Source organism: Sphingobacterium sp. Lzh-3 (genome assembly GCF_046764375.1).
Lineage (GTDB): Bacteria > Bacteroidota > Bacteroidia > Sphingobacteriales > Sphingobacteriaceae > Sphingobacterium.
The window spans coordinates 2,297,551-2,312,924 of the sequence record NZ_CP177226.1; the positions used below are offsets into that span (position 1 = coordinate 2,297,551).

General features: G+C 39.4%; 14 protein-coding genes. 9 read left to right on the forward strand and 5 right to left on the reverse strand.

Going from position 1 to position 15,374, the window contains the following annotated elements; translation table 11 throughout:
* Nucleotides 1–3 precede the first annotated feature (3 nt).
* Nucleotides 4–231 (forward strand): hypothetical protein, encoded by a 228-nt coding sequence (locus ACLCDV_RS09355; RefSeq protein WP_343567153.1) that lies wholly within the window; start codon nucleotides 4–6, stop codon nucleotides 229–231.
* A 77-nt stretch (nucleotides 232–308) separates the two neighbouring features.
* Here ACLCDV_RS09355 and ACLCDV_RS09360 read toward each other — a convergent pair whose 3' ends face one another.
* Nucleotides 309–839, reverse strand: a complete 531-nt coding sequence (locus ACLCDV_RS09360; protein ID WP_411973507.1) for a YfiT family bacillithiol transferase — start codon at nucleotides 837–839, stop codon at nucleotides 309–311.
* 203 nt (nucleotides 840–1,042) lie between these two features.
* Between ACLCDV_RS09360 and ACLCDV_RS09365 the strand changes: the two genes are divergently transcribed.
* A complete protein-coding gene (locus ACLCDV_RS09365; protein WP_411973508.1) occupies nucleotides 1,043–1,708 on the forward strand; it encodes a DUF2625 domain-containing protein in 666 nt (221 codons plus the stop codon).
* Between the two features lie 666 nt (nucleotides 1,709–2,374).
* Here the strand turns inward: ACLCDV_RS09365 and ACLCDV_RS09370 are convergent.
* A complete protein-coding gene (locus ACLCDV_RS09370; RefSeq protein WP_333575538.1) occupies nucleotides 2,375–3,682 on the reverse strand; it encodes an NYN domain-containing protein in 1,308 nt (435 codons plus the stop codon).
* A 403-nt stretch (nucleotides 3,683–4,085) separates the two neighbouring features.
* Nucleotides 4,086–4,880 (reverse strand): AraC family transcriptional regulator, encoded by a 795-nt coding sequence (locus ACLCDV_RS09375; protein WP_343567148.1) that lies wholly within the window; start codon nucleotides 4,878–4,880, stop codon nucleotides 4,086–4,088.
* Nucleotides 4,881–4,969: 89 nt separating this feature from the next.
* Between ACLCDV_RS09375 and ACLCDV_RS09380 the strand changes: the two genes are divergently transcribed.
* The gene (locus tag ACLCDV_RS09380; RefSeq protein WP_411973509.1) at nucleotides 4,970–6,178 is read left to right on the forward strand and encodes a CynX/NimT family MFS transporter; all 1,209 of its coding nucleotides are present in this window, start codon (nucleotides 4,970–4,972) and stop codon (nucleotides 6,176–6,178) included.
* 84 nt (nucleotides 6,179–6,262) lie between these two features.
* Here the strand turns inward: ACLCDV_RS09380 and ACLCDV_RS09385 are convergent, their stop codons facing one another.
* Nucleotides 6,263–8,122, reverse strand: a complete 1,860-nt coding sequence (locus ACLCDV_RS09385) for a CocE/NonD family hydrolase (protein ID WP_317667480.1) — start codon at nucleotides 8,120–8,122, stop codon at nucleotides 6,263–6,265.
* Nucleotides 8,123–8,759: 637 nt separating this feature from the next.
* Between ACLCDV_RS09385 and ACLCDV_RS09390 the strand changes: the two genes are divergently transcribed.
* The 6 genes from ACLCDV_RS09390 to ACLCDV_RS09415 all read left to right on the forward strand — a co-directional run bounded on the left by ACLCDV_RS09390 (nucleotide 8,760) and on the right by ACLCDV_RS09415 (nucleotide 14,501).
* A complete protein-coding gene (locus ACLCDV_RS09390; RefSeq protein WP_046675789.1) occupies nucleotides 8,760–10,088 on the forward strand; it encodes an inositol-3-phosphate synthase in 1,329 nt (442 codons plus the stop codon).
* A 182-nt stretch (nucleotides 10,089–10,270) separates the two neighbouring features.
* On the forward strand, nucleotides 10,271–10,981 hold the full coding sequence (locus ACLCDV_RS09395) for an NDP-sugar synthase (RefSeq protein WP_411973510.1): 711 nt from the start codon (nucleotides 10,271–10,273) through the stop codon (nucleotides 10,979–10,981).
* Nucleotides 10,965–11,879, forward strand: a complete 915-nt coding sequence (locus ACLCDV_RS09400) for a hypothetical protein (RefSeq protein WP_411973511.1) — start codon at nucleotides 10,965–10,967, stop codon at nucleotides 11,877–11,879. The genes ACLCDV_RS09395 and ACLCDV_RS09400 overlap by 17 nt, the downstream gene beginning before the upstream one ends.
* Nucleotides 11,860–12,810, forward strand: a complete 951-nt coding sequence (locus tag ACLCDV_RS09405; protein WP_336834597.1) for a CDP-alcohol phosphatidyltransferase family protein — start codon at nucleotides 11,860–11,862, stop codon at nucleotides 12,808–12,810. The genes ACLCDV_RS09400 and ACLCDV_RS09405 overlap by 20 nt, the downstream gene beginning before the upstream one ends.
* Nucleotides 12,803–13,792 carry a lysylphosphatidylglycerol synthase transmembrane domain-containing protein gene (locus tag ACLCDV_RS09410; protein WP_317667476.1) on the forward strand — a complete coding sequence of 330 codons (990 nt, stop codon included), beginning with the start codon at nucleotides 12,803–12,805 and terminating at the stop codon, nucleotides 13,790–13,792. The genes ACLCDV_RS09405 and ACLCDV_RS09410 overlap by 8 nt, the downstream gene beginning before the upstream one ends.
* Before the next feature lies 1 nt (nucleotide 13,793).
* On the forward strand, nucleotides 13,794–14,501 hold the full coding sequence (locus tag ACLCDV_RS09415) for an HAD family hydrolase (RefSeq protein WP_411973512.1): 708 nt from the start codon (nucleotides 13,794–13,796) through the stop codon (nucleotides 14,499–14,501).
* Here the strand turns inward: ACLCDV_RS09415 and ACLCDV_RS09420 are convergent.
* Complete coding sequence (locus ACLCDV_RS09420; protein WP_201670649.1) at nucleotides 14,484–15,374, reverse strand: AraC family transcriptional regulator; 891 nt, start codon at nucleotides 15,372–15,374, stop codon at nucleotides 14,484–14,486. The genes ACLCDV_RS09415 and ACLCDV_RS09420 overlap by 18 nt on opposite strands.

The following is a 15,374-nucleotide window of genomic DNA, read 5'->3' on the forward strand; positions in this document are numbered from 1 at the left end:
ATCATGTTATCATCAGCAAATATTGATTTTAGTGGCATTCTGATCGACTTGATCATGATTGTTTTTTTTGGATTTGGAACGATTTATACGTTAACGGTAGGTATTGTTCATATCGTAAAGAAGAGAACACGAACCGCGGGGTATTATTTTCTGTCGTTTTTTCTGTCGGGCCTTATTGGACTCCTGATTGCAGGATTGCTGGCCTTTTTGTGGGCGATGTCATTGTCGTAAAGTGAAGGCAATAAAGTGAATTTAGCACAATGATCTTTTGACTGCCAGTCAAAAGATCATTGTGCTATGTAATTCCATCAATGGTTTTTGGCGTTGACAATATGCATGAGGTGGTGGTTACAATGCCATGCATACAGGCCTATATTAACCTTTAAAGAAATTAGTCTTTTGGTAACGGGGTGAATAAAACCCCTTTCAAGTTGTTCAGCTGAAAGGCTTTTCAGCAGTATGACCCAACGTTCATGTAGACCTTCAAGCAATTTTACCGAACTTTCTATGGGAATTATTTTGGCGTCGGGAAGTTCGGCCCACAATTTTTCTTCATATAATTTGATGGTTGGATCTTCTTCCGTTAGGGCCAATTTGAAGCGGACAAAGCTATTCATATGGCTGTCGGCACAATGGTGAACGACCTGACGTATCGTCCAGCCGTCAGGACGGTAAAGCTTCTCTAGCGCACTGTCCGTAAGGTCGCCGACTTCGGATTTTAACCGAGCCGGAAAATCTGCAATTGTCTTGATCCAGTCATTCAACAGGGAGCTGTCAATTACATCGGGTATCGCGAAACGACCTATGGGGTATCTGAGTTTTTCTAATTCATGTTGCATAATCTAAAATTACTTAAAATAGATGCAAGGTTCCTAATCTTTATGTTCATGTTTTCGATGAATATTTTTTTTCGATACGTTCTTGTGCAGGCTGTAATTTGGATGCGATAAAGAATTGTGGTAATTTCGGCAAAATTGATAGAAACAGGAAGTCTCCCGGTCGGTTGGAGGATAGTTGACCAGGGCATATAAAAGCACAAGAAATGAAAAGTCTAAAAGAACTGATTGATACAAGTAATTCGGGATGGAAGCTGGTTGAGGGCTGGTTGAAGGAAGCGACAAATTCATATGAAGTGCTTCCTCAAAACCCTAAGCGGGCCGATGAGGAACTTTTAAGGGCACAAATTACGACAAAATCTCCGATGGGAGCCATTATTCATCGGAGCGGTGGTATACTGATCGATGATGGCTGGCTGCGGATTTTAGGCTCCGGTTCGCCAAAGTTGAACCGCGGAATTATGGAGTGGAATAAGGGCAAGAGTTTTGACAAGGAAGGCGAAAAAGGAGGATTTCTTCTTATAGCTGACGATGTTTTGGGTGGTTATTTTGCCATCAATGCCGGCGCTCTGGGAGATGCTATTGGACAGGTCTATTATTTTGCTCAAGATACCTTGCAATGGGAAAGTTTGGAATGTGGCTATTCGGACTTTGTTTTTTGGGCTTTGAAAGGGGATATCAGACAGTTTTATGAAACATTTAAATGGAAAGACTGGAGTGAAGACGTCAAATCCTTGACTGGTAATCAAGTTTTTTCGTTTTATCCTTTTCTATGGACTGAAGAAGCACGCGACTTTCGTAAAGTAGATCGCAAGCCAATGGCAATCGATGAGAACTACCACTTTACGATGGAATTTGCAGGAAGACGCTAACCCTTGTCGTGTTATTCTAATACGATAAGCAGGCAGCTTATGGTAAATAAGACCGAATATGACGAAGACCGAATATGACGGCCACGGAAGCACTCCTGGCCGTTTTTTTATCGCTTTTATTTTCAATGGTGGAATTTAGCTTATTCCCAATCTCCTATCAGATTCCTCATTAATAACGCTGTTACACTACTTTTGCAAGGTAATAACAGGGGGTTAACAGGGATTTACCCCTGCTAACCCCCTGTTAACCCCCTGTTATCCCCTAGTTATCCCCCTGTTAAAAGATAAGATGATAATAAAATCGTAATACTTTGTGCTATACACAAAGAAGTTGGATTTTCCATTTTTTTGCGTACAGATTATAGACGATTTTTGAATCTGTGATTCAATGAAGGGACAATAGACGAGCAATTGGCGTTTGTCTACTAATTACTGTTACAGGGAAGAAGTAGGGGATATAATAAGTCTTTTGAAAAGGGTGCTTGATATGCGCTCATGATGTGGGCAAATTGATTTGAATCCAAAGATCTTATCCGGTTGGGGAAGATGATCTTACAAAGTCTGGAAAGCTAGTCAAGCGTACTGTTTTTATTCTTTTATTAGGCGATAGGAAAATGTGTTGTTGTCCTATCGCCTAAGTAGTTAAGGGGATTTGCGAACTGAAATCTATGCAGATTTATTCTGGAGACTAAAGCTAACCTCGTTTAGTCTGACAATTTGTATTTGGATCCCCTCGATGAGTCCTAGTTGGGTGGCCGCTTCTTTTCCTAATTTGAGGACGTGAAAACCTCTGCCCCGATAGGTAAAATTACATTCGTATTCTCCAGCATTGATCATAATCCTTAATTTTTGGGATTTGGTCGGAAATAAAGGTTTGAATTCTTTTGTGATTCTTATTTGTGACTTTTTTACATCATCTGCAGTAATCTTGTTGCCTTCAGAAGGAAACAGCATGCTTGTTGGTGAAATAGCTGCTGCTGGGGCTGTCGTTTCTGTTTTTTGTTCCTGTGACTCTGCGCTTTGCGTAACCTCTTTTTCTGTTGTTAGAGGGACTGTTTTATCTTGATGTTTTTTCTCCTGTCTTCCTTTTTTTCTGTTGTTTTGATTCGCTGGTTTTTCAGTTGTATTTACAGCCGCGGCCGGAATAATTTTGTTCGTAGTTTCTATCGGCGGAGTAGGTGCGACAGCCGATAAAGGACGTTTAATAATATTACGGATATAATAGTGTTTTATGCGGGATTTGTCGGTGTTCCGCTCTTCAATTTCAAAATCTTCCTTGTAGGCTTTAAAAAGGTGGGACATCTTGTCGTATCCGTAATTTCGCGCATCAAAATCAGGTTTCCTTTTATTGAAAAGACTTCCGATTTCACCTAGGAAAGCCCAGCCATTTTCATCAGCTGTATCATCGACAGTGTCTTTTAAAAGTTCTAGGGTGTCTTCATCCAGTACCGCTATACTTGCCGGGTTGTCAACCGGGGCAGATTTGGGTTGAATTAGCTGTTTTTTCTTTATGACTGTTTCTTTCTTTTGATTTTTTTCGAAAATTTCCACATAGATAAACTTGTCACAAGAGGCGATAAAGGGTTTAGGTGTCTTTTTCTCACCTATACCGATTACAAGTTTGCCTGATTCCCGGAGGCGCGTGGCCAAGCGGGTGAAGTCGCTGTCGCTCGATACAATACAAAATCCACCCACTCTGTCTGAATGCAGAATATCCATGGCGTCAATAATTAATGCGGAATCAGTAGAATTTTTGCCTTGGGTATAACTGTATTGTTGTATGGGGGTAATCGCGTGGGTAAGAAGTTTGTCCTTCCATTTTTCAACATAATGGTTGGTCCAGTCTCCGTAGATGCGTTTGATGGTTGGAATTCCGTATCTTTTGACTTCATTCAAAATCTCTTCGATCTTTCGATAAGATACATTATCCGCATCGATTAGTATTGCGATTTGCAAATCCCCATGTTCTGCCATATATGTTTAGATTATTTTTTCAATATTTGAACTCTTTTCTATTCGTGTGACCTTTCTGATCTGAATATATTCGTTAAAAATACAGTATTGTTAAAGAATTTCTTTAATTTTTTAGAATTAATTTGAATGCTATTTTTTAGAACATGCTATCTGCTGCTTTTGTTTGGGTGTAGGGGGGATTTATTACGTTTGTGGAGCGGTGAAATGATTTGAGGGGCGGTGAAAAAAAAAAGGTTTTCAAACGGGGAGAATGAAAACCTTAAATAACCAATTATAAACCTAAATTATGATGATACAAAGATAGTGTAAATATTACACCTGTGCAACTATTCATTACTATTTTTTTAAAACGTTCTGGATTTTGTGGCTGTTCAGCTACAAGTTGCCTGTAGCTGTGCTGAAACTAGTCCACCATGAAGCTCGAAGGTCTATATTTCATTACAGCATAAAAGCTATTGGTGAACGCTTGCACGCTTTTATAACCGACTTTATATGCAATTTGGGAGATGGTGAATTGTTTTGTGCTAAGAAGTTCCAAACTCTTGATAATGCGGAGTAACTGCTGATATTTTGCAAGTGTCATTCCGGTTTCCTTTTTAAAAAGGCGCTCAATAGTTCGGAGCGAAAGATTGGACAACAGGGCAATCTCGTCTAAGGTGCAGGCTTCTGTGTAATGGTCATGTAGGTGATTTAAGACGGCTTGAAGTCTATTCTCCTGAGGAAGGGTGATCCCAAGTTGGAGCAATTGTGCGGCGAAATAGGGGAGTTCATGGAGTAAAGCACCCAAGAAAACTTTTTCATGTTTATCTTCTTCAATCAATTTCGACCATTTTTCACAATACAAAATCATTTCCCGTAATACTTTAGGCGCAGAAAATAGCTGCACCTGACTGAAAAACAACTGGTCTTGTACGCTGTCAAATTGTGGAGTATCAAAAAAAAGTACCATAAGCTTGATGCGCTCAGAGTGCGTGTTGGTCTTGTGTAATGCACCAGAGGGAATCCAGGCAACGTGATTTTGGGGGAGTAAATACATTTTTCCTGCGACGGTAAGGTATTGGAAACCCTGTTCGACATAAATCAACTGGCCTTTGCGATGACTGTGCAGCTCGTTGTCGTGTATCCAGTTTTCTTCAAACCAGACAAAGGTTGATTTCTGAATGCGTTCAATTGTCAATGTATGATTTGTTTGATCCATGTCGTTTTAAATTAAATTAATGGCAAATTTAATTAAAATTTCAGGTATATCTTTGCGAACGATCATTACATGTATAGCGCGATTTTATTATGAAAGAAAATATAAAAGTATCCACAGCTATTTCTTGGACCTGGTTATCCATATTAGTTGTTGTTATGGTCTCAACCAATCTGCGGTCGCCAATTACAGCCGTTGGCCCTGTACTGGGGCAAATCAGTGAAGATTTACAATTAAATAGCTTTCAAAGCAGCCTATTGACGGCAATTCCCCTTTTTATGTTTGCGAGCTGTTCTGTCGCAGTAAGTCGATATTCGCATAAACTGGGCATGCATCGTTTTTTATTGTTTGGTTTAATGCTATTGAGTGTTGGGATTGTGCTTCGGGTCTGGGGCAATATGCCAACGCTGTTTGTGGGATCTTTTTTAATTGGACTTGGGATCTGTGTGGGCAATGTCGTTACACCTGGCTACATAAAAACCAGTTTTCCAAAGCAAATTGGGTTGATGACAGGGATTTTTGCGGTAGCAATGAATCTCACTGCTGCTTTCGCTTCGGGTTTTAGTTTACGATTGGGCGAATGGACTGGTCTTGGGTGGCAAGGCTCACTGGGTGTTTGGGTGATCTTAGCCTTGTTATCCCTTATTGTTGTTTTTTTTGATGGTTTAGGCCGAAAGAAAGCTCAAGGTACTACTGAAAATAGACAAGCGGCAAGTGGAATCGGGCATATCTTTAAGTCTAGATTGGCCTGGTATATCAGCCTATTCATGGGTATTCAGTCCCTGATTTACTACAGCTTGATTTCTTGGTTGCCCAAAGTATTGGTCGATTATGGTATGCCAAAGGAGGATACGGGCTGGTTGCTGTTTTTGATCCAAATTGCCATGATTCCCATTATGTTCATCGGACCTATTTTGGCTCATCGGATGAAGGATCAACGTTTAATGGCAACTGCTGTTGCGATAGGCATGCTTGGAAGTATCTTTATATTCTGGCATTACAAGCTTCAGGGAATTTATGTTGCCGCCATATTGTTGGGACTTTCCAATGGACTGTCTTTCAGTTTGTCTATTCTCTTCTTTACCCTGCGAGCTAGATCAACGGCAAATGCGATCAAAATATCGGGCATGGCGCAGTCTGTTGGCTATTTTATTGCGGCTTTTGGTCCGCCGGTCTTTGGTAGGCTGCACGAAATAGATGCTACCTGGAATTACTCGTTCTACTTTTTGGCGGGGAGTATCGTACTTTTATTGTTTGCAGGATGGAAGGCCGGCGAAGATAAGTATGTAGCGGAAGATTAAAGATAAGGCTACATCAGGCATAGGTGTTTAGCTGATGTAGCCTTTTTCAGTTAGCTCTTAAGCGCTGGCTTTCGAATTTACCTGTTAATCTTTGAGGACAGAAAATTCGATGTATGTGGCATTGTTCACATCGTGAAAAATACGTTGGGTAGCTTTACGGAAATCAGCTTTGGTGGCTGTATAAGACGGTAAAAATACCTGTGGATTTCGTTCTGCCAACGGAAACCATGAGTTTTGTACCTGAACCATAATGCGATGTCCTTTTTTGAAGGTATGCGCAACGTCTGGCATTTCAAAATTCACCTTTTCGACCATACCTGGAGTCAAGGCCTGCGCTTTATCGAAACCATTTCGGTATTTCCCCGCCATGATCTCACCACGTACCATCATTTGATATCCAGCCATTGTTTTTCCTTGATAACTTGCAGCATCGTTCGGGTATACATCAATCAGTTTGACAACATAGTCCGCGTCTGTGCCTGTTGAAGAGACTTTGAGAAAGTTTTTGATTGGGCCTACTATCGTCAGGTCCTCGGTCAACGGTTCTGTTTCATAAACCATGACATCAGGGCGACTAGCCGCGAAACGTTGATCATCTACCATATACTCCCGTGTTCGGTTTTGAATTAACCCACCTTGATGCGGAACAGGTTTATTAGGGTCTGTTACATATTCATCCCAGGAGTCTGTACGTTGAACTTTGTCAAATCCAAGTTTCCCCTGAGGTTGGAAGTATAGTTTTTTTGTCTCTACATTTTTTGGTGGCCATTGTTCGAAATGTTTCCATTCGTTGCTGCCTGAGACAAAAATGTTAGCTTCGGAAGGGGCGAAGTTTCCTTCATCTTTTAGGTAATATTTGAAAAACGGTTGTTCAAATTGTTCCTGATAAGTAATACTGGTTTTTTTCTCAAATTGGATATCACCTAAATAGTTTCCTTCTGCACGAACCCAGCCGCCATGATACCAAGGTCCCGCGACTAAAATCGAGTTGTTTTTTTTGCTTTTATCCTCAATCGATCGGTAGGTCTTAAATGTTCCATAAGCATCTTCCGCGTCAAAGAAACCACCAACCACCATCACAGCTGGTTTTACCTCCTGTAAAGAATTGGTGATCACACGCGATTTCCAAAAATCATCATAGTCGGGATGTTTAAACAGGTCATTCCAAAATTGTACGGAGTCACCAAAGTATTTTTCTTTGAGTTCCCGTGCTGTTCCTGCTTCTGCAAAAAAGTTATATTTATCGGCTTCTTTAATCTGAATTTTGCCCTTAAATTGATCCGGTGTAATGGGTTTTGGACGAGGGACACCAAAGGTTGACATGAATGTAAATGCATCCTGAAGAAACAATACGCCATTATGGTGGAAGTCGTCGCCGATATACCAGTCTGTTACGGGAGCCTGTGGGGAGACTGCCTTCAAGCTCGGGTGTGTTTTGACCAATCCGACGGTAGAATAGAATCCTGGATAGGAAATCCCATAGAGCCCGGCTTTGCCATTATAGTTTTTGAGATTTTTTTGTAACCATTCAAGCGCATCATAGGTATCCGTACTTTCATCGATTGCTTTTTTATCTTTGCTGTACGTGGTCGGACGTATATCTTCAAAATCACCTTCGCTCATCCACTTGCCACGGACATCCTGGTAAACGAAAATATAGCCATCATGCATCATTTGGGGAAAGTTTCCCAAGCTTTTTTTGTATTCGTTCTGTCCATAAGGAGAAACCGTGTAGGGCGTTCTATTGAGCAAAACTGGATATTTCTTGGATTTGTCTTTTGGACTGTAGATCGCAGTAAATAATTTTTTCCCATCTCGCATGGGGATTGCTACTTCGGTCTTTTCATAATGATCTCTAACATAAGCCGAGTCGGCAGCTGTTTGAGCATGTAACTGGCTTGCGCTTAAAAGCGCTAAAGTTAGGCACGAAATTGTATTTTTCATTCAGATAATTATTTGTTCAGTACATTCTTTGGTGTAAATTATAATTTTACACTTGGTTTCAGTTTTTGCAATGCTATGGATACTCTTATGCACCTTAGGCGCTATGCGATACAGTTAAATTTGTCATCGCGTTATCGTTTGGCAGACCATTTCTCCAGCTACTATGAGCGGATCAACAGCTGTTCGTTTATAAATTGAACGATAGATTCATTGCCTGTATTTAGATTTTAGGCTAAAGTTAGTGCTACCAAAACCATTTTCCAATTTTATTGTCATATTTATAGCGAATAGAAAAAGAAAAATTGACCAATTTTTAAGAAAGAAAAACTTTTTTTGGATGGAATTTGGATTAGTTTTCGAATCTTAATATATTGAGTAAAATTAAGGAGAATTATTTTTTGGGTTAACAGCTTTAGCTAAAAACGTTAAATTTCAATCAGATGGATTAGTAGAACACTAAATAATAATTCATTTTCAGATTATTTCTTTAGGTTTCGAATGGGGTTTGTATTGGTATTTGTCACGATTTTATAAATTAAGTGGGCGGTGGTATGAAATATGTTTTTTTAAGCTAATTTTAAGAATTATTTTATCATAATACATCAATTAAATAACAATTTAAGTATATAGAATTAATATGGGACAACAAGTGAAAGATGCCAATGGAAAATTGGGTATTCTTATTCCGGGATTAGGTGCTGTGGCTACAACATTAATCGCTGGTGTGGCATCTATAAACAAAGGTTTTTCAAAACCAATCGGATCTGTTTCTCAATTGAGCAGAATCCGTCTGGGTAAACGCACTGAGAACAGAAATCCATTAATTAAAGATTTCGTCCCTTTAGCAAAATTGGAAGATGTTGTTTTTGGTGGATGGGACGTATATGAGGATAACGTATACGAGGCTGCATCAAAAGCACAGGTATTGGAGCAAGGCCAATTGGATGCTGTTAAGGCCGAATTGGAGGCAATCCAACCAATGAAAGCTGTGTTTGACCGTAATTTTGTGAAAAATTTGGACGGAACGCACATCAAATCTGAAAAAACTCGCCGTGAATTGGCAGATGCCGTGCAACGTGATATTCGTGAATTTAAAGAGAAAAACGGATTAGATCGTGTTGTATTGGTATGGTGTGGATCTACTGAGCGTTATATTGAAACAAACGAAGCTTTTTCAACTTTAGCTAAATTAGAGGAAGCATTAGACAATGATGATCAACGCATTCCACCAAGCATGATCTATTGTTATGCGGCATTGAAAGAGGGAGCTCCGTATGTAAATGGTGCACCAAATTTAACATGTGACGTTCCAGCTATTGTTGAGTTGGCGCATGAAAACGGTGTGGCAATTGCAGGTAAAGATTTTAAAACAGGTCAAACATTGATGAAAACAATTGTTGCACCTGGTCTTCAAGCGAGAGCTTTGGGTGTTGAAGGTTGGTTTTCGACGAATATCTTAGGTAACCGGGATGGATTAGTATTAGATGATCCTGAAAATTTCAAAACAAAAGAGGTCTCTAAATTATCGGTATTGGAAGAAATTCTGGATGCGAAAAAGAACCCTGAGTTATACGGTGATCTTTACCATAAAGTACGTATCAACTATTATCCTCCACACGGCGATAATAAAGAATCTTGGGATAACATCGATATCTTCGGTTGGTTGGGTTACAAAATGCAGATTAAGATCAATTTCTTGTGTCGCGATTCAATTTTAGCAGCTCCGGTTGCGTTGGATTTGGCTTTGTTTATTGATTTGGCTCAACGTGCGGGTATGTCGGGTATTCAAGAGTGGTTATCATTTTACTTGAAATCTCCTCAAACAGCTCCGGGATTACCTCCTGAACACGATATCTTCAAACAATTGATGAAATTGCAAAATACATTGCGTCACATTATGGGTGAAGATTTAATCACACATTTGGGATTGGATTATTACCAGGAGCTAGTAGATAGTATTCAATAAACTACCTTAATAAGAGAGGGGAAACAATTGTTTAAAAACAGTTTTTCCCCTTTTTCTTCAAAATCTTTACGATATTGAAGATTTGTGATATAACCCTCTGTAGACTTTTGCGCTTACGAACGCTGAGATAGTGACGGGGGTTTTGCTTTTTTATAAATGATTTTATTTTGCAATTAAAAGAAATGGAATTTGCAATTATAGCGGCGGGAGAAGGTTCTCGATTGCGAAAAGAGGGATTTAATTTACCGAAACCCTTGCTACCATTACATGGAGTTCCATTAATTGAGCGATTGATTCGCGTGTTTGTTAAAGAAGGGGCGCAAAGAGTTCATGTTATCATCAATAAACAATCTCCGGAGCTGAAATTGTTTTTGGAAAAAACAACGTTTGAATTACCTATTGTGCTAATAGAGGAAGATACTGCAAGTTCATTGCATAGTTTTGCCTTGCTTGTCAAAAATAACCCCGATTGGTCGTCCTGTTGTCTGACAACAACAGATACGGTTTTTAGACCACACGAATTTCATACCTATTTGGAAGCATTTCAGCAACATCAACATGCAGATGCTTTTATGGCAGTCACGCCTTTTGTCGACGATGAGAGTCCACTCTATGTGAACACAAATTCACAGCTTCGGGTGGAAGCTTTTTTGGATACAGCGACCGCAGAAACGAAGTATGTTTCTGGCGGAATTTATTGCTTCCGAAAAGCAGCTATGAATTGTGCATTAAGCTCCGTTGAAGCAGGTAATTCCAGAATGCGTAATTTTCAGCGTGCTTTATTGGAAAACGATTTACAAGTAGAAGCATTTGTATTTGACAAGGTAGTCGATATTGATCATTTAAAAGATCGTGTCGTCGCAGAACAATTTTTGAGTGAGGAGGTTAGTTAGTAAAATGAGCGATATGATTTCTATTTTAGGCGTAACTCGAAAAAATCGCTTTTCACCCAACCATGTGGGGAATGATGCCGCTATATTTAATGAAGTAGTTTTAAAACTGACTGAAAAAGGTGCTTCGGTGGAGGTGTGTAATGAAGATGAATTTTTGTCTTCACCATCCGTGAAGCAGGATCATATTCTGACTATGGGGAGAACGAAGACTTTAGTGAAAAAGTTGCAATCTCTTCAAACTAATGGGATCAATGTTTTGAATTCAGGATTTGGAATTGAAAATTGCTTTCGGAAAAACATGACCCTTAAGCTTTTAGAAGGTGGAGTTCCTTATCCGAAGAGTATCGTGATCTCTACCGTTGCAGATATTCAATCTATTTTCGAAAAACTGAAAGGAAAGGGTGTATGGATCAAGCGTGGCGATTTTCATGCGATTCATAAGGAAGATGTTACCTTTGCTGCTAGTCTGAAAGAAGCGCAACATATCTTGAATGAATATGCACTTCGTGGGATTAAAGAGGCTGTGATTTCTGAACATCTTGCCGGAGACTTACTCAAGTTTTATGCAGTGCGGGGAACGGATTTCTTCTTTTATTTCTACCCATATGAACACAATCATCACAAATATGATTTGTATGAACAAATTAATGACGAAGTCGTACATTTTCCTTTTGATCTCGACAATCTAAAAGAAGTTGCTAATCGTGCTGCTGAGGTCCTGGATGTACATATCTACGGCGGCGATGTGATTATTGATGCAAATGGAGACTTCCATATTATTGACTTAAATGACTGGCCAAGTTTTGCGCCATGTCGGGCAGAGGCCGCTGAGGCCATTGCTCAAATGGTTTACCATAAATTTACTGAAAAGAACCACAATGCAGAAAGAACAAGTTAATGTAATCGAAGAAGATAATTTGAGTGCATTCGAACAATCTTTAAAATCTAATGATACAGAAGAGCGAATTGATATTTGGTTTTATCGACCGATAGGGTATCGCATCGCCCAAGTCTGTGCTAAAATCGGTATTACACCCAACGCTGTGACAATTATTAGTATTTTCTTTGGCGTTGCGGCGGGTATTTTATTTTATTACCCTGCATTATGGATTAATGTGATTGGCATGCTTTTATTGGTTTTTGCCAATTCTTTAGATAGTGCTGATGGACAGCTGGCAAGAATGACGGACAATAAAAGTCGCTTCGGTCGTATTTTGGATGGTTTTGCTGGAGATTTTTGGTTTGCTTCTATTCATATTGCGATCTGTTTACGCAGTATTAATGAAGGATGGCCACAATGGCTATGGGTATTCTGTGTACTTGCAGGTGTATCGCATATGCTTCAGTCGGCAATGGCTGATTATTATCGTAATGTACATTTGTATTTTATAAAAGGTAAAGCTGGAAGTGAGCTGGACAATACACGTGATTTGAAAGTTGACTATGATGCGTTGTCTTGGCGCAAGAATTTTTTTAGCAAATTTGTGTTGAATGGCTACATGGGCTATACACGTAACCAGGAAAAGCTTTCTCCAAAATTGCAAAAACTACTGCATATTGTTAAAAATCGGTATAAAGATGAATTACCGAAACAACTGATGGTCGATTTTAGAGCTCAGAATAAACCATTGATGAAGTATACAAATATTGTACAGTTCAATACACGAGTGATTTTCCTATTTGTTTGGTTGTTTATCGGTCAGCCTTGGATTTACTTTTTCTTTGACATGTTTGTCCTAAATCCGATATTGATATACATGTGTAACCGACAAGAAAAGGTGAGTGGTTATTTTGTTGATAAATTAACAAATGATCCAACCTATGGGTAGTAAGATCTATAAAGTACTCTTTATGCTAATCGGTATAGGTACACTGGCCTATATGATTCAAGCAATGGGAATTGATGAGATTTGGAACAACCTCGAAAAAATTGGCTGGTGGTTTTTGCCCGTCCTCGGTAGCTGGGCAGTACTCTACTGGATGAACGCAATGGCATTTAAGGCAATTATTCAGGAACCCGAATTGCCACAGACGGACGTACCCTTTTGGAAGGTCTTACAGTTGACAATATCGGGGTATGCCATTAATTATATAACGCCCTTTGTTGCGTTAGGTGGTGAGCCTTATCGTATTATGGAGCTTAAAAACTATGTCGGTAGTTCGAAGGCAGGCTCTTCCGTGCTGTTATACGGTGTCATGCACATTTTGTCGCATATTTTATTTTGGGTAGCCTCTGTTTTTCTAATTCTTTGGTTCGTCCCGGCAAGTACAATGGTTGATGTGGCCTGTGCTGTGATTTTTGTGATGGCTATCATTTGTACTTGGCTATTTACGAAGTTTTATAAGAAGGGAATTACGGTTTCACTATTGAAGGCTTTGTCTAAACTACCTTTGGTAGGCAAGAAAGTTGGTCATTTACTGGAGACGAAGTTTGAAACGTTGAATGACGTCGATCAGCAGGTGAAAAATCTCTTTCAAAATCGTCGCGATCGTTTCTATAAAGCCCTGTTTTGGGAATTTGTAGCACGTGTTGTGGGCTGTTTTGAGATTTATTTTATTGGTTTAGCCTTAGATATCAATATTGATTTTATTGATGCCATGATCATTAGCTCGGGATCTTCCTTATTTGCCAATCTTGTTTTTTTCTTTCCAATGCAATTGGGAACGCGGGAAGGTGGGTTAGCAATGGCTGTGATGAGTATAGGATTACCTGCGAAAGTCGGTATTTTTATGGGTGTTGTGACACGAATTAGGGAAATTGTCTGGATTATGATCGGTTTGGGGTGGATGAGTTTAGTAAAAAAGAAATAACATGAATAAGTTTAATATTAAAGGGATTATTTTTGATTATGGTGGAACCTTAGACACTAACGGGGGCCACTGGGGAGCTGTTATCTGGTCGGGTTATGAAAAATATCAGGTTCCTGTAAATTTGAACGCTTTTCAGGAGGCCTATACCTATGCGGAACGTCAGATGGCTTTACAGCCTATCATTAAACCGCAGTTCAATTTTTTAGAAGTACTTGAAGCAAAGCTCAATGTACAATTTGATTATCTTATTGCTGCAGGGTACGACCTAGATCGGTCACTAGCGCATAAAATAGCCTTTGACGGTTATTCGCTGGCGAAAAATACAGTTGAGCAGGTAAAACCACTGTTAAATTCACTTTATGCAAAATATCCAATTGTCATGGTGTCCAATTTTTATGGTAATTTGAAATCAGTACTTGACGATTTTGGTATCCTTCCTTATTTTCAGTCTGTTGTGGAGTCGGCCATAGTCGGCGTACGCAAACCTGATCCTGCAATTTATGCTTTAGGTGTGACTAAAATAGGTCTTCCTGCGCAAGAGGTATTGGTTGTGGGTGATTCCTATAGTAAAGATATGGTACCTGCCAAAGCTGTCGGCTGCCAGACCTTATGGTTGAAAGGACAGACTTGGGGTGAGGATAAATTGCAAGATACATCCGCTGCAGACCAACAATTTACAAGTATCTTTGATTTAATCGCCTTTGTTTAAATAAAGATTCTGACGAAATTCTTTAGGCGAGATTCCAACATTTCGCTTAAAGAATTTACCAAAAAAGGATTGATCCGAGAAATGCAATTTCACCGCAATTTCTCCGATGGAAAGCCCCTGGCAAAGTAACGATTTTGCTTCCTCCACTAAGACGTTCTGAATAAGTTCTATTGCTGATTTTCCGGTTAGTTCTTTCGTAATTACGGATAGGTGTTTTGCTGTGATACCAAGTTCCATCGCATAAAATTGCACCATGTGTTCTTTATGAAACGACTTCTTTAGGAGCAAATGGAAATTGGCAAGTATCTCTCTTTTTCGAGAGGGAATAGCTGGCGTATTTCGCATATTTTGGCTTCCTAGACGGGCTATTTCGCAAAATAATATTTCCGTTAATGACTTTATGATCTGATTTTTGAAAAGATAGCTAGGCCCTTGTCGATCGTAATGAATAAACTGTTTAAATAAGTTGGATAAGTTCGTCGAATCTTGGCTCGATAGCGACCAAATGTAGCTGTCATTTAAGGCCAGAGACTTCTTGGTGACTTCGAAGAAATCCTCCTGGAAATCCAGTTTGAAGCTAAAATCCAGCGTAAAGAAAATCAAATAAACCTCACAATCCCAAGATTTGACGACCGAAGAGCCATTAACTCGCGAAGAAGGATTGGTCAACAATAGGTGATTTTGAGCAACTTGTACCCGTTCATTATTAATGATGAAGGAAGTTTCACCTTTTTTTATTAAACAGAGCGAATAGAGCTCACCTTTTGATAAAATGTGCTGCTGCTCGGAACTAAAGACGGGTTTTGATTTGTTGCCTTTAAAATGAAAGACATAAAAGCCCTTGTGTTCGATGGAAGTTTCCTTTACAGACAT

Coding starts and splice junctions, on each gene's coding strand:
- ACLCDV_RS09355 (WP_343567153.1), top strand. CDS start 4: ATGTTATCATCAGCAAATATTGATTTTAGTGGCATTCTGATCGACTTG.
- ACLCDV_RS09360 (WP_411973507.1), bottom strand. CDS start 839: ATGCAACATGAATTAGAAAAACTCAGATACCCCATAGGTCGTTTCGCG.
- ACLCDV_RS09365 (WP_411973508.1), top strand. CDS start 1,043: ATGAAAAGTCTAAAAGAACTGATTGATACAAGTAATTCGGGATGGAAG.
- ACLCDV_RS09370 (WP_333575538.1), bottom strand. CDS start 3,682: ATGGCAGAACATGGGGATTTGCAAATCGCAATACTAATCGATGCGGAT.
- ACLCDV_RS09375 (WP_343567148.1), bottom strand. CDS start 4,880: ATGGATCAAACAAATCATACATTGACAATTGAACGCATTCAGAAATCA.
- ACLCDV_RS09380 (WP_411973509.1), top strand. CDS start 4,970: ATGAAAGAAAATATAAAAGTATCCACAGCTATTTCTTGGACCTGGTTA.
- ACLCDV_RS09385 (WP_317667480.1), bottom strand. CDS start 8,122: ATGAAAAATACAATTTCGTGCCTAACTTTAGCGCTTTTAAGCGCAAGC.
- ACLCDV_RS09390 (WP_046675789.1), top strand. CDS start 8,760: ATGGGACAACAAGTGAAAGATGCCAATGGAAAATTGGGTATTCTTATT.
- ACLCDV_RS09395 (WP_411973510.1), top strand. CDS start 10,271: ATGGAATTTGCAATTATAGCGGCGGGAGAAGGTTCTCGATTGCGAAAA.
- ACLCDV_RS09405 (WP_336834597.1), top strand. CDS start 11,860: ATGCAGAAAGAACAAGTTAATGTAATCGAAGAAGATAATTTGAGTGCA.
- ACLCDV_RS09410 (WP_317667476.1), top strand. CDS start 12,803: ATGGGTAGTAAGATCTATAAAGTACTCTTTATGCTAATCGGTATAGGT.
- ACLCDV_RS09415 (WP_411973512.1), top strand. CDS start 13,794: ATGAATAAGTTTAATATTAAAGGGATTATTTTTGATTATGGTGGAACC.
- ACLCDV_RS09420 (WP_201670649.1), bottom strand. CDS start 15,374: ATGTCTGTAAAGGAAACTTCCATCGAACACAAGGGCTTTTATGTCTTT.